Source organism: Pseudofrankia sp. DC12, from assembly GCF_000966285.1.
Lineage (GTDB): Bacteria > Actinomycetota > Actinomycetes > Frankiales > Frankiaceae > Pseudofrankia.
Genome location: NZ_KQ031391.1, coordinates 6,242,017 through 6,254,974 on the forward strand (window position 1 = coordinate 6,242,017; position 12,958 = coordinate 6,254,974).

9 protein-coding genes, 1 other RNA gene and 1 pseudogene are annotated in these 12,958 nt (G+C 74.7%); 7 read left to right on the plus strand and 4 right to left on the minus strand.

Going from position 1 to position 12,958, the window contains the following annotated elements:
* Positions 1–40: 40 nt before the first annotated feature.
* Entirely contained in the window at positions 41–916 is an 876-nt protein-coding gene (locus FRADC12_RS25265; RefSeq protein ID WP_045878496.1) for a fumarylacetoacetate hydrolase family protein, read from the plus strand.
* Positions 917–944: 28 nt separating this feature from the next.
* On the opposite strand, the gene FRADC12_RS25270 is transcribed toward FRADC12_RS25265, so the two are convergent.
* A complete protein-coding gene (locus FRADC12_RS25270) occupies positions 945–1,934 on the minus strand; it encodes a hypothetical protein (RefSeq protein ID WP_198153036.1) in 990 nt (329 codons plus the stop codon).
* Between the two features lie 716 nt (positions 1,935–2,650).
* Here FRADC12_RS25270 and FRADC12_RS25280 point away from each other — a divergent pair.
* The 6 genes from FRADC12_RS25280 (at position 2,651) to rnpB (ending at position 9,919) form a co-directional block, all read left to right on the plus strand.
* Positions 2,651–2,920 carry a hypothetical protein gene (locus FRADC12_RS25280; RefSeq protein WP_045878499.1) on the plus strand — a complete coding sequence of 90 codons (270 nt, stop codon included), beginning with the start codon at positions 2,651–2,653 and terminating at the stop codon, positions 2,918–2,920.
* A gap of 905 nt (positions 2,921–3,825) precedes the next feature.
* Complete coding sequence (locus FRADC12_RS25285) at positions 3,826–5,148, plus strand: thiamine pyrophosphate-dependent enzyme (protein ID WP_045878500.1); 1,323 nt, start codon at positions 3,826–3,828, stop codon at positions 5,146–5,148.
* Positions 5,145–6,284: an alpha-ketoacid dehydrogenase subunit beta gene (locus FRADC12_RS25290; RefSeq protein ID WP_232304034.1), complete on the plus strand. Its 1,140-nt coding sequence runs from the start codon at positions 5,145–5,147 to the stop codon at positions 6,282–6,284. The genes FRADC12_RS25285 and FRADC12_RS25290 overlap by 4 nt, the downstream gene beginning before the upstream one ends.
* A gap of 154 nt (positions 6,285–6,438) precedes the next feature.
* Positions 6,439–7,836 (plus strand): dihydrolipoamide acetyltransferase family protein, encoded by a 1,398-nt coding sequence (locus FRADC12_RS25295; protein ID WP_045878501.1) that lies wholly within the window; start codon positions 6,439–6,441, stop codon positions 7,834–7,836.
* A 581-nt stretch (positions 7,837–8,417) separates the two neighbouring features.
* Positions 8,418–9,350 carry a hypothetical protein gene (locus tag FRADC12_RS25300; RefSeq protein ID WP_052711158.1) on the plus strand — a complete coding sequence of 311 codons (933 nt, stop codon included), beginning with the start codon at positions 8,418–8,420 and terminating at the stop codon, positions 9,348–9,350.
* Between the two features lie 148 nt (positions 9,351–9,498).
* Positions 9,499–9,919, plus strand: an RNA gene (gene rnpB, locus FRADC12_RS28885) — RNase P RNA component class A.
* A 286-nt stretch (positions 9,920–10,205) separates the two neighbouring features.
* Here rnpB and FRADC12_RS25305 read toward each other — a convergent pair.
* The 3 genes and pseudogenes from FRADC12_RS25305 to FRADC12_RS33510 all read right to left on the minus strand — a co-directional run.
* Entirely contained in the window at positions 10,206–12,278 is a 2,073-nt protein-coding gene (locus tag FRADC12_RS25305) for a site-specific integrase (protein WP_045878502.1), read from the minus strand.
* A complete protein-coding gene (locus tag FRADC12_RS25310; protein WP_232304035.1) occupies positions 12,275–12,655 on the minus strand; it encodes a helix-turn-helix domain-containing protein in 381 nt (126 codons plus the stop codon). The genes FRADC12_RS25305 and FRADC12_RS25310 overlap by 4 nt, the downstream gene beginning before the upstream one ends.
* Positions 12,652–12,951 (minus strand): annotated as a pseudogene (locus FRADC12_RS33510) (tyrosine-type recombinase/integrase); the annotation flags it as partial. The gene FRADC12_RS25310 and the pseudogene FRADC12_RS33510, both read right to left, overlap by 4 nt.
* Between the last annotated feature and the right edge of the window lie 7 nt (positions 12,952–12,958).

The following is a 12,958-nucleotide window of genomic DNA, read 5'->3' on the forward strand; positions in this document are numbered from 1 at the left end:
CATCGGCCAGGGCCGAGCGGGCGCGCACTGAGAGGTCGCTATGCGGATCGTGGGGTTCAGGGACGGCAACCGGACGATCGTCGGCCCGCTGGCTGACGGGACCGCCGCCGTAGTGCCGCTCGGCCCGGTCGAGGACTTCTACGCAGACCTGCCGACGTGGCGGGCCCGCGCCGAGCAGGCGCTCGGTGACCAGGCCGGTGCCCGGCCCGTGGACGCGCTCACGCTGGCCCCACCGATCCCGCCGGCCGCCCGGGTGCTGTGCGTCGGGCTGAACTACCGGGCGCACGCCGCCGAGACCGGCATCGAGCCACCTAGGTACCCGAACCTGTTCGGCCGCTGGACGGTGTCGCTGACCGTGGACGGCGCCCCGGCGCCGGTGCCGGCGGGTGAGCGCGGGCTCGACTGGGAAGGCGAGCTCGGGGTAGTCGTCGGCGCCGACCTCGCGGACGTCGACGAGGCTGCGGCGCTGGCCGGGGTCTTCGGGTACGCCGCGTTCAACGACCTGTCGGCCCGGCGCGCCCAGGGGCGGTCGCCGCTGTGGACCGTCGGCAAGAACGCGGACTACTCGGGCCCGCTCGGCCCGGTCGTCACCGCCGACGAGGTCGGCGACCCGGCGGACGGCCTGCGGGTCCGGACCACGATCCGGACCCGCGCCGACGACGGCTCGACCGTCGAGGAGCTCGTCCAGGACGGCGACACCAGCGACATGATCTTCACTGTCGGCCAGGTCCTGGCCTACCTGAGCAGGACGCTCACGCTGCACCCCGGCGACCTGCTGGTGACCGGCACGCCGGCCGGGGTCGGGTACAGCCGCAAGCCGCCGCGTTACCTGGTGCCCGGTGACTGGGTCCGAGTCGAGATCGACCGGGTCGGCAGCGTTGCCACGCCGATCGTGGACGCCGCCGGTCGCGGCTGACCGGCCCGGTCCCGGGTGCCTCGGCCGGTCACCGGCGGTGCCGCTCGGCGAGCAGGCGGCGCTGGTCGGCTGCCGCGATCAGGCCGAGCATCGCGAGGCCGCCGATGAAGGCGGCGACCCCGACGTCGGAACCGATCCAACCGGTCGCGCCAGTGCCCTCGGCCGGTCTGGTCGACGGGTCCAGGCCGGCGCCGGCCGGCCGGGTCTCGACCGCGTCCCGCGGGGCGTCCACGGCGGCCCCGGACCTCCCGGCGCCGAGCGCGGTTCCACCGGCGCCGGCATCGACCGCGCCCCGCGGTACCGGGGTCAGCCGGACGCAGGCGGCCGGGTCGGTCGCCTGCTCGGGCAGCGCCGGGTCGAGGTCGCTGCGGGCGGCGCCGTCGTACCGGCCGTCGTGGTTGTAGTCGACGCCGTGCAGCTCGAGCACGCCCTGGCCGGCACGCAGCTCGTCCGCGACGCGCCGGCTGACGGTGACCGTGCGCTGGTAGCGGGCATCACCGATGGGGAACCGGTCGAGCGCGAGCTCGCTGGCCGCGCTGGTGTCGCCGGAGGTCGTCAGGGACACGGCCGCCGGCCCGTGGTAGGGCAGCGCGTCGGTGGTGCGCAGGTGGCCGCCGGCTCCCCGGCCGGTGAGGCCGGCCGGCGGGCAGGAGAAGCGCCCGCCGATGTGCAGGTGGGCCGGGTGGGGGAGGCCGGGAGCCAGGCCGCGGGGGGTGACCGTGATGGCCAGCTGGGTGCCGCGCAGCACGGCACGGGCCGAGCCGGCGGCACCGGAGCCGTTCTGCGGCCCGAGCTCGCCGATGAGCGTCACCGCTGCGCCGGGCGCCGGGCTCGCCGCCGTGGCGTCGAGGCTGACCGGGACGCCGGCGGCCATGGCCGGCGCGAGCGCCGTCGCCAGTCCGAGGCCCAGTCCGAGGCCCAGCCCGAGGCCGGTCGCCAGGCCGACGCCGACGGCGCGGCTCCCGGTCGCCGGCCGCGAGCCGGCCCGTCTTCCACGGATGGGCGTCGGCGCGCGCATCGGTTCCCCTCTCCAGGCTCCTGACTCCGCGTGGCCGTAGCCGTGTAGTCGCGGAAGGTAAGCAGCCGCATCGAACGGCTGGCTGTGGGGGAGCGTCAACCGGGGGCTCGGTGCTCACCCCGCTCGGGTGGCTGGGGTCGACCGGTGCAGCCCGCCGCGGGCGCAGGAGTGCGCTGGTGCCGCGGGCCGCCGCGGCGCGTGCCGGGGACTGCCTGGTCGACGGAGAGGCCGCCCGTCGCTGTTGTCCACGCCGTTGACGATTCGGGCGCGAGGTAAATGATCATCTGCGATTCGGTTGCGCCCGGCGGGGGAGGACAGCGCGGCCGGATGTTTCCAGCGGCCCTTGGGCGACCGGCCCAAAAAGGCGGGCACTTGTTCCCAAGAACGCTTGTCAAGCATCCGGAACGCTGAAACCAGGAACCTGGCCACCGGCGGCCGGCCGAGGTGGCCGGAAATCTTGACTGTCATCGATGAAGGGACATGTCGGCCTGTTCCACCATCGGCATGTCCACCGTTTTACCGGAGTGTTCGGAAGGTGGCTACGGGCTCTTTCGCGCGCGAATGCCCGGACGCTCCCTGATCCATTTTTCTCTTCGCCACCGCGGAGGTTAGGCTGCGTCCCGCAGTCATTTCCGAAGTCGTATTCCGTACGGACGGCCGAAGGTCTTGGGGGAAGCCCACGGACCGGCGGGCGTCGAGCGGACGAGGGGGATCGAATGAAGAAGTCGATGGGCCGCCGGGTCGCCGCTGTCGCCGTCACCGGAGCTATCGCCGTTGCGGTTGGCATCGGCCCGGCGGCAGCCGCGCAGGCCTGCGACTGGGGCGACAAGGGCAAGGACAGCGGCTGGAACTGGGGTGACAAGGGCAGGGACGGCTGGGGCAAGGACGGCTGGGGCAAGGACCGCAAGGACGGCTGGGGCAAGGACGGCAAGGACGGCTGGAACAACTGGGGCGGTAAGGACCGCAAGGACGGTTGGAACTGGTAGTCACCACGTGACCTGAGGGGTTCGGCCCGTCGAGAGAACGGGCCGAACCCGGACGGTCTGGGCCACCCCAACGGCCGGGGCGGCGCACCATTTCAGGGTGCGCCGCCCTTCTACGTGCCAGGCGGCGTCCGCGGCCAACCCGCGAACGCGCGCGAACGCGCGCGAACGCGCATTCCTGCGCCCGGCAAGAAGAACCGCGCCGGCAGGTCGCGAAATCGCCCCCCTCGGCCGGGCAGTGAATTTCTGCGATAGCCGCCGGCGACCGCACCGCGCGCCGTGAGCACCGGTCGGGCCTGGGCTCCGCCCGCGATTCCGCCTTCAAGACTGGCCGCGGCGACGGTTTCGTCGATATTGGCCCCCCGGCGTTTCTGCCGGTTGGCATCCGCGCGCCCCCACAGTGGGCCATCGCCGGCTCGGCGGGGCCCTGCGTCACGCGACGCCGCCGACAGGGTCGCGCCGCGCGGCCGCGGCGGGGCACGGACGCTTCGGACTGGTCCGTGGCCCCGGCGATCGGGCCGCGTGGGTGACGTTGGAGTGCTGACCGCTGCCCCGCAGGCTCGGCTCGGCACGGCCGCGCGGAGTCGGACCGCGGGCGCGCGCCGACGGGGCAAGCCTCGCCGCGGTGCCAGGCGGCGGCCGTCAGGTTTGTGGTGGCGGGAAGCGTCGGGCCGACGGTGGCGACGCCCGAGCGGCCGGCTGGCGGCCTCAGCGTGGCCGTACACGCGTCGCGGGAGCGTCCCACTCTTCGTCTCCTCTGGGGAATAACGTACCGCATCCAGCCAGATTCACACCGTGGTGGTCTGGCCTTGCGGAGCCGGCCGGATATCGATTGTCGAAAGGAAGCGAAATAAGGTGGCTCGGAGGCCTATGGTGAGCCTGTCCGGCCCGGCCGAATCGGAGGGAGAATGCGCCGCGTGGGCGCTGGAGATCTGTCTGAGGACGAGTGCGGGGTACGGCTGCTGGGGCCTGACGGGGTGATGCGGGAACATCCCCGTTTCAGGTCGTTGCTCAGCGTCGAGGACCTCCGGAGCTGCTACGGCGCGATGCTGCGCGCCCGCCACCTCGACGACGAGGCGACCGCCCTGCAGCGACAGGGCGAGCTGGCGCTGTGGATCCCGTTGCGTGGCCAGGAGGCGGCCCAGGTCGGCTCGGTGCGTGCCGCCCTGACCAGCGATTTCATCTTCCCCAGCTACCGCGAGCACGCCGTGGCCTGGGAGCGCGGACTGCCCGCGGTGGAGGTGTTCCGGCTGCTGCGGGGCATCACGCATGGCGGCTGGAACCCGGCTGACCACAACCTGGCGAACTACGCCCTGGTGCTCGCCACCCAGACGCTGCATGCCGTTGGTTATGCCCTCGGTGTTCAGCTTGATGCGCAGCGTGCCCAACCGGGTGCCGCGCCAGCCGGCCCGGCGGCCGAAGGAAATTCGATTGTCGGACGTCCGAGAATCTTGGGGGACGGCTCCGTGAATGGTGGCCGAGAAGAACTTCTAGGACATCCGACAATCGACGGCGAAAGAGAGGTCGTAGGGAGTCCTGGTGAAATGGTCGGACGTCCTACGAAAACCCGTGAACAGCCGACCGTCGGACGTCCTACGAACACGGACGATGGCCCCGGCTCGGCGGTGCTCGTGTATCTAGGGGACGGCGCGATGAGCCAGGGCGACGCCAACGAGGCATTCGTCTGGGCGGCCAGCTTCGCCGCGCCCGTGGTCTTCTTCTGCACCAACAACCAGTGGGCGATCTCGACGCCGGCGTCCCGGCAGTCGCGGGTGCCGCTCGCCGACCGGGCGAGTGGCTTCGGCTTCCCCGGCGTGCGGGTGGACGGCAACGACGTGGTCGCCGTGCACAGCGTCACCTCGTGGGCGCTGGACCGGGCCCGCCGCGGCGAGGGCCCGGCCCTCATTGAGGCCTACACCTACCGGATGGGCCCGCACACCACGTCCGACGATCCGGCCCGCTACCGCCCGGCCGAGCAGGAGGCCGTGTGGCGGGCGCTCGACCCGATCGACCGGGTCGCCCGCCGGCTCGCGCCCGATCACGACGAGGCCTGGTTCGCCGCCCGGCGGGCCGAGGCCGAGCAGGCGGCGGCCCGGCTGCGGGAGGCGGTCCTCGCGCTGCCGGAGCCACGGCCGGACGCGTTCTTCGACGACGTCCTCGTCACCGAGACCGATGAGGCCCGCGCCGAGCGGGCCAGCTTCCGGGCCTACCAGGAGTCCTTTCAGGCATGAGCACGCGGACGTTGCCCTCTTCTGACCTCCCGGCCGCCGGTCCGACGGCGCCCGCGCCGCGCCGGCCCGTCGTGCCGTCCCCGGGCGGCCACACCGATTCCGTGACCCGGACCTGGGCCCCGGACAGACGCCAGGCGGCGCCGGCCGAGGCCGAGGCGCCGCGCACCCTGCCGCTGGCCAGGGCGCTCGGCGCGGCCCTGCGGGACGCGATGGCGGCCGACGACCGCGTCGTCCTGCTCGGCGAGGACGTCGGCCGGCTCGGTGGCGTGTTCCGGATCACCGACGGCCTCCAGGACGCCTTCGGCGAGCACCGGGTGGTCGACACCCCGCTCGGCGAGGCCGGCATCGTCGGCGCGGCGATCGGCCTGGCGATGCGCGGCTACCGGCCGGTCTGCGAGATCCAGTTCGACGGTTTCGTCTACCCGGCCTTCGACCAGATCGTCACCCAGCTCGCCCGCCTGCACCAGCGCTCCGGCGGCCACGTGCGGATGCCGGTGACCATCCGCATCCCCTACGGCGGCGGGATCGGCGCCGTCGAGCACCACAGCGAGTCCCCGGAGGCGTACTTCGCGCACACCCCCGGGCTTCGGCTACTGACGCCCTCGACGGCCGCCGACGGCTACCAGCTGCTGCGCGAAGCGGTCGCCTGCGACGACCCGGTCATCTTCTTCGAGCCGAAGCGGCGCTACTGGGAACGCGGCCCGGTGGCCCCGGCCGAGGACCCGCCGCTGGCGATGGACCGGGCCCGGGTCGCGCGCGCCGGCACCGACGTCACGGTGATCGCCTACGGGCCGACGGTACGCACCTGCCTGGACGCGGCGACCGCCGCCGCGACGGACGGCCGCGCCGTCGAGGTCCTCGACCTGCGCTCGCTGGCGCCCGTCGACTGGCCGGCGCTGACCGCCTCGGTGCGCCGGACCGGCCGCGCCGTCGTCGTCCAGGAGGCACCGCTGACCGGCGGGCTCGGCGCGGAGATCGCCGCCCGGCTCACCGAGGAGTGCTTCTACCACCTGGAGGCGCCGGTCGGCCGGGTCGGCGGCTACCACACCCCGTACCCGCCGGCCCGCCTGGAGAAGGACTACCTGCCCGACCTGGACCGGATCCTCGACGCCGTCGACCGGACCTTCTCCTACTGACCGCGCCACCCACGGCGCCACCCGAAAGGGGCCTGATGCACCACCAGCTCCAGCGCCCGCCGGCCCGCCGGCCCGGCGCGTCGTCCTCGGCGGCGGGTGCCCGCCGCCGTGCCGAGGGCGGGCCCGGACCGCTGGCCCCCGCCGGGACGATGCCGTGACGCGGCGGGACTTCCTGCTGCCCGACCTGGGCGAGGGCCTCGCCGAGGCCGAGATCGTCCAGTGGCTGGTCGGCCCCGGCGACCCGGTCGCGCTCAACCAGCCACTCGTGGAGGTCGAGACCGCGAAGGCGGCCGTCGAGATCCCGTCGCCCTTCGCCGGAGTGGTGCACGCCCTGCACTGCGCCGAGGGGGAGCTCGTCCCGGTCGGGGCGGCGCTGCTGACCGTCGCGGCCGAGGCCGCTGGTTCTGTCGCCGCCGGGACCTTCGTGCCCGCCGCCGGGACCGGCGAGGCGCCGCCGGCTCTCGTCGTCGGTCGGGCGCCGGTCGAGCCGGCGGCCGGCGAGGTGCCCCGGCGCCGGCCGCGCCGGCCCGCACCCGCGAAGCTCCTGGCCGCGGCGCCGGGACCTGGTGCGGCGGCCCCGGCGCCGGTCGCCTCCCAGCGGCCCACGGCGCCGCCGGCTCCGTCGCCGAACGGCCGGCCGGTGGCCAAGGTGCTCGCCGCCCCACCGGTGCGCAGGCTTGCCCGTGACCTCGGTGTCGACCTGGGGGCTGTCCGCCCGACAGGCCCGAACGGCACGATCGCCCGGGCCGACGTCACCGCGGCCGCCGCGCCCGCCCCGACGCCGGCCGCCGGCCTGGCGCGGGCGGCGGTGCCTGCGGTCCAGGCTGGGGAGCGCATCCCGGTGCGTGGCGTCGCGCGGCAGATGGCCTCCGCGATGGAGCGCAGCGCGTTCGAGGTGCCGCAGGCCACCGTCCATCGGACCGTCGACGTCACCGGCCTGCTGGAGCTGCTCGCCCGGTGGCGGGCCGACCTGGAGGCTGGTGGGGGCACGAGCGGCGAGCGGCCGGTCAGGATCACGTCGCTGGCGTTCATCTGCCGCGCCGTCGTCGCCGCGGTGGCTCGCCACCCGCTGGCGAACGCCCGCTGGCTGACGGCCGCCGACGGTTCCAGCGAGATCGAGGTGTTCCCCGCGGTCAACCTCGGCGTGGCGGTGGCCAGCGAGCGCGGCCTCGTCGTCCCGGTGATCCCGGACGCCGACCGGCTGGGCCTGCCCGCCCTGGCTCGCGAGCTGGCCGGCCTGGTCGAGGCCGCGCGCGCCGGGCGCACCCCGCCGGCGCGGATGCGCGGCTCGACGATCACCGTGTCGAACGTCGGCGTCTTCGGGGTCGACTCGGCCGCCGGGCTGGTCCGGGAGGGTGAGGCCGCGCTGGTCGTGCTCGGCGCGATCCGTGACGCGGCCGCCGTCTGGCAGGGAGAGGTCCAGGCCCGCAGGGTGATGACCGTCTCCGTCTCGTTCGACCACCGGATCCTGCACGGCGAGGCGGCGTCGCGGTTTCTCGGCGAGGTCGCCGCCGTGCTCGCCGACCCGGTCAGCCTGCTGCTGCACGGCTGAGTGCTGCCCAGCTCGCCGTGGGGGAGCCGCCGTCGACTCGGCCCGCCTGCCCGAAGTGGGGATGGATCGCACGTCAGGGCCACCGGCGGACAACGTCCCGGCGCGTCACGGCGTCGGACCTGGCGGCGGCGCGGGCGCAGACCGGGCGCTTGCTGGGCTGAGACGTCGGTCCGGTGCCGGGTGGGGAGTCCGGGAGGCGGCCGCGGTGCGCGCGGTGGTGGGGCCAGTCATGCCCAGGTGGGCTGGTAGTGGGCTGCCATGGTGAACCCGATGGATCTGCCCGGATTGGCCCCCCCTAGGATTTCCCCGGGCGGCTCCTCCCGGGTCGTCCCGGCGGCGAGCTATGCCCTTGCCGCGCCAACCGGGCCGGAACCCGGCCGGCTCACCTCGCCGGACCGGGCGGGGCCACCCGGCCAGGACCTTGGCCGGACCGGCTGGCCCGGAACGGGCTGGGTCGTCGGGCCCGGTGCGCGGCGGCGCCCACGGTGCGCCGTCTCGATCCGTGCCTCCCGGCGCCCCGGGTGGCCAGGCCTGGCGCGCCGCGCGCGGACACGACATCCGAACAGACGGAGGACCACCCAGTGAGCGTGTTGCCGGACATCCTGCTCACCGTAGCGATCTCGCTGTCGGCGGGTGCTCTCGGCGCGCTGGCCATCCGGCTGTGGGAGCGCCCCGCCGGCGGCCCCATGGCGCGACCGCGGCAGTCGACCCTGTTCGGCCTGGCCGCCGACGACGAGATCCTCATCGCCGTGGCCTCACTCGCCCCGTCCGGGACGATCGCCCGCGACGACGTGCTCGCGGTCGCCGAGCTCGCCTCGATCATCTACGGCTCGGACGCCCGGCCACGGGTGACGCCCGGTGGCGCGGTGCAGGACAGCATCGGGCGGCGCACCGAGTTCTGCCTGGGCGACCCGCGGTGCAACCCCCGGATGGCCGCGCACCTGTCCAGGTACCTGCCCGGCGTGACCTTCTCCCCACCGTCGCCGCCCGCGCCGCCGTCGGCCGCCCTCAACACGAACGCGCTCGCCTCCGTGGGCGCCGCGGCCGTCGCGTCCTCCTCGTCCGCCGCCGCTGCCGACAGCGACGGGACGGGCGCCGCGGACGGCGCACAGTCGATCATCCCGCCCCGGCCGCCCCGGGAGAGCCGGGTGATCGCGGTCAGCCTGCCCGGCGGGCGGGAGGGCCGGCGGCTGCGCGGCGAGAAGGGCGACGGCGCCGACAAGGGGAACCGGGAGTTCGCCGGCCGCCCCGGCGAGCACGAGTTCGCGCTGCTGGCCCGGGTCGCCGCCGGACCCAACCGCCGGCCGCTGTTCATCCTCGCCGGCCAGACCGCGACCGCGAACCTCGCGGCGGCCTACTACCTGCGCAGCCGGGCCGAGGAGCTCGACCTGGAGTTCTCGAACAAGCCGTCGTTCTGCCTGATCCTGCGGGTCGAGGCCGCGACGGTCTACGGCCACGAGCTCGTCGAGCGTGAGGCCGACATCTCGGCCGCCGTCGTCCCGCCCTCCCACTAGGCGCCGGTTCCCCGCTGATCCGCGCTGAGGCGGGAGCACCGCGACCGACCTCACCCGGGCCCGCTACCCCAGGCGCGGACGCTACGCCCTGACCAGGGCCTGGTCCTGGTGCGGGCGGTACGGGCGACGGTCGTATGATCGGAGTGGACGAGTCGGCCGGGCGGTCGCGTCGGGGCCGGCGCGAGCCGGTACCCGCCGAGGAAAGTCCGGACTCCGCAGGGCAGGGTGGTGGGTAACACCCACCCGGGGTGACCCGCGGGAAAGTGCCACAGAGATCAGACCGCCGGTACCGGCGCCGCGAGGCGCCGCGCCGGTAAGGGTGAAACGGTGCGGTAAGAGCGCACCAGCGCCCGGGGTGACCCGGGCGGCTCGGTAAACCCCACCCGGAGCAAGGTCAAAAGGCGCCCGGCCATGAGGCCGGGCGCCGCGCGGGCGATCGAGGGCTGCCCGCCCGAGTCCGCGGGTAGACCGCACGAGGCCGTCGGCAACGGCGGCCCTAGAGAGATGACCGCCGCTGGTGGCCGCGAGGCCGCCGGGCACAGAATCCGGCTTACAGGCCGACTCGTCCCCCAAACGCCTGTGGCACAGGCACGTCTCCTCCGTGATCAAGCTCGTGGCCTGTTTTGGGCCTGTTCTGGGTTCGATCATGGTTCCGAGGATGCGGTCGACGGCGGTTCGGGTGCCTTCGTCGTTGTCCGGCCAGAGGTGACCGTACGTGTCCAGGGTCTCGACGGCGCTCTTGTGGCCGAGGCGGGCCTGGACGACCTTGACGCTCTCGCCGGCGTAACCGGTAGGCGGCAATCTTCCGAACGTGCGGAGTAGCTCGGCTGGGGCAACCGGGCGGGACGCTATTCGTCAGGGTTGGTGATTGCGGTCCTGGACGAGCGCGGCGGCGTAGCGGTTCCAGGTCCCGCCGGTGTCGCTCGTCCAGCGGGCTGCGGTGACTGGGTGCAGCGAGATGAGATCCGCGAGGACGGCGGCGGGCAGTTCGCTGGCGAGGTGAGTCAGGGCCGCGCGGCGGCCGGCTGTGGCGTGGACGCCGAGTTTGCGCAGGCGGGCGCCGAGATGGCTGGGGGTCATCGGCTGGCCGGCGAGCAGGCCGGGGAACAGCCAGCCGGTCGTGGCTGCTCCGAGGCCGGTGTAGGGGCGGCCTTCGGCGCGTAGCCGGAGCACGTGGTCGTCGAGGGGGTCGGGTAGTGCGACGCGGTCGGTGCCGAACTGGACGTGCACTGTGTCGCCGGACTGGGTGATCTGCGCCGTGGTCAGCGCGGTGATGCGGGAGAGTTGCTGGCCGTAGAGCAGCAGCAGGGCCCCGGCGACGCGGTCGGTGAGCTCGAGGGTGTCGTCGTGCAGGAGCCGGGCGAGAAGCGCGATGCGTTCGTTCTCGCTGGTCGCCGGGCCGGTCCGTCGCCGGCTGGTCGGGACGGTCAGTGCCGGGGTGTGATCACGGTCGGTAGCCCAGTTGAGGAAGTCACGGATGTTAGCGGCGGCGGGACCGGTGGTGGTCAGCCAGAGATCGAGGGTGGACTGGTCGAGATCGGCCAGCGCGGTGCCGCGGTCGTGTAGCCAGCCCAGGAAGCGAATCGCGACGTGCACCCGGGTCTCGGCGTAGCGGGTCCAGGTGCGTGGGCTGCGGCGATGCTCAGCGCGGCGGCGTAGCCGGCGCAGAACCCGCCAGGTGGCGTAGGCGGTCAGGATCCGGCGGTGTTCCGGTGGGTCGACGGCGGCGAGTCGGGCGGTGAGTCGCTGCTCGGCGCGCGCGAGCGCGTCGTCGCGGGCCGGGAGCAGCTGGTGGGCGACGAGCAGGGCGCGCAGGTAGTCGGCCGCGGCGCGCCGCGGGTGGGCGTCGAGCGCGTCGTGGGTCGTTGCCAGCCGGCCGGCGGCGAGGTCGGCGAGCAGTCCAGCGGCCGCGCCGGTGCGCAGCCAGTTCAGCGCGCTGTAGGGGTTCGCCGCCGCGCAGATCGCCTGGTGGACCCCGGTCAGCGCGGCAGGCACCTGATCGGCGCCGGCGGCGAGCAGCGCGGCGGACCGGTGGCGCAGGGCGCAGGGCGCGCAGCGCCCGGCGGTGAACAGCTTGTCCTCGATGCCGCAGTCGGCGCAGGTGTGGCTGGCGGGCAGGCCGGCGCAGTCGGCGCAGGTGGTGGCGTCGGGGCCGGGTGGGTGCACGAGCCGGCGGGTGGTCCCGCAGGACGCGCAGAGACCGCGGTGGCGCAGCGCCGCGGTGTAGCAGGGGTCGCAGACCGGCCCCTCGGGCCAGCGCGCCGCGGGCGGGCGGTCCTGGCCGCACCGCGCGCACGGAGCGGTGCGCCGCGGCGCGCAGGTCTTGCAGATCGGTGTGTCCGTGTCGGCGAACGCGCAGGGACGCCGCCGCCCGCAGACAGCGCAGACCGCTTCCGGGAGCCGGTAGCAGTTCACGCAGACGTCGGGCTGACCGTCGTGCGCGCGCCGTCCGATCCGCCGGAGGGCGCCGCAGACGCCGCAGCGGCGCTGTGACCTGTCCGAGCAGCGCGCGCAGACCGGCTGTCCGTGGGCGTCGCGGCCGCCGACCGGTTTGACGATCCCGCAGCGGGCGCACGCGGTGGCGAGCTGGCGATGCCGGCAGCGCGGGCAGAGCCCCGCCCCGTTCTCGTCGCGGATCAGCTCAGCCCCGACGCGGCCGCAGAGGGCGCAGGCGGGTGTGGGCAGCGTCGAGCCGGCCGCGATCAGCGCGGTGACCAGCCGTCCGACCGCCGTCGGCGCGCCGACCGCCAGCGCCGTCGGGTCCGCGGCGAGCGCCGCGGCCAGCACACGCAGCGCCGCGCCGTTGACGGCCTCGACGATGCCGGTCACGACGTCGACGGGCAGCGACGGGTCAGCCGCCGCGACCGCGTCGACGACGAGCCGACGGCGGGCAGCCGTCTCCTCGCCCGGCGACCGCGTCCCGGTCACGGGCGCGGGGCGATCCGGGCCCGTCGCGGCCGCGGTAGCGGTGCCGGGGCGGCCACTTCGGGTGGCGCCGGGTCCGGCGCGAGCGCGACCGGCCCGGCCGCGCGCCGGGCCGACAGCCGAGACGCCGGCCGAGCGGAGGAGGGCTTGCGGTAGGGCTCGACGAGGTCGCCGGGCGTGGCGCCGAGGATGTCGCACAACGCGGCGAGCGTGGCCAGCGAGAGCCGTTCCGGGATGCCGGTGACGAGCCGGTAGACCTGTTCGCGCGACAGTCGCACTCCCCGCTGCGCCAGCAGCGGCACCAGCTCGGTCGTCGCGAACAGCCCGCGCTCGGCCATCAGCCGGCGCAGGTGCCAGTGGTACCCGACCGGCACGCTCACCGCTCCTCCTCGTCCGCCGCCCGCAGGACCACCGCGAGTGCCGCGGTCAGCATCCGGTTCTTCGCGTCCGTGCCGATCGTCGTGTAGGTCGCGGTCGTCGATGCCCAGGAATGGCCGACCTGCTGCTGGACGAACAACGGATCCACCCCGTCCTCGATCAGATGCGACACGTAGGAGTGGCGCAGGCAGTGGACCGACAGCTCGGCTGGCAGCCCCGCCGCCGCACGATGCAGCGCGAACCGGTCGTCCACGGACCGCGCCGAGATCCGCTGGCCCCGCTCCGTCAACCACACCGCCGGCTGC

Bases quoted from the DNA above. Each gene is read 5' to 3' on its own strand.
- FRADC12_RS25280 (WP_045878499.1), top strand. From the start codon at position 2,651: ATGAAGAAGTCGATGGGCCGCCGGGTCGCCGCTGTCGCCGTCACCGGA.
- FRADC12_RS25290 (WP_232304034.1), top strand. From the start codon at position 5,145: ATGAGCACGCGGACGTTGCCCTCTTCTGACCTCCCGGCCGCCGGTCCG.
- FRADC12_RS25270 (WP_198153036.1), bottom strand. From the start codon at position 1,934: ATGCGCGCGCCGACGCCCATCCGTGGAAGACGGGCCGGCTCGCGGCCG.
- FRADC12_RS25265 (WP_045878496.1), top strand. From the start codon at position 41: ATGCGGATCGTGGGGTTCAGGGACGGCAACCGGACGATCGTCGGCCCG.
- FRADC12_RS25285 (WP_045878500.1), top strand. From the start codon at position 3,826: ATGCGCCGCGTGGGCGCTGGAGATCTGTCTGAGGACGAGTGCGGGGTA.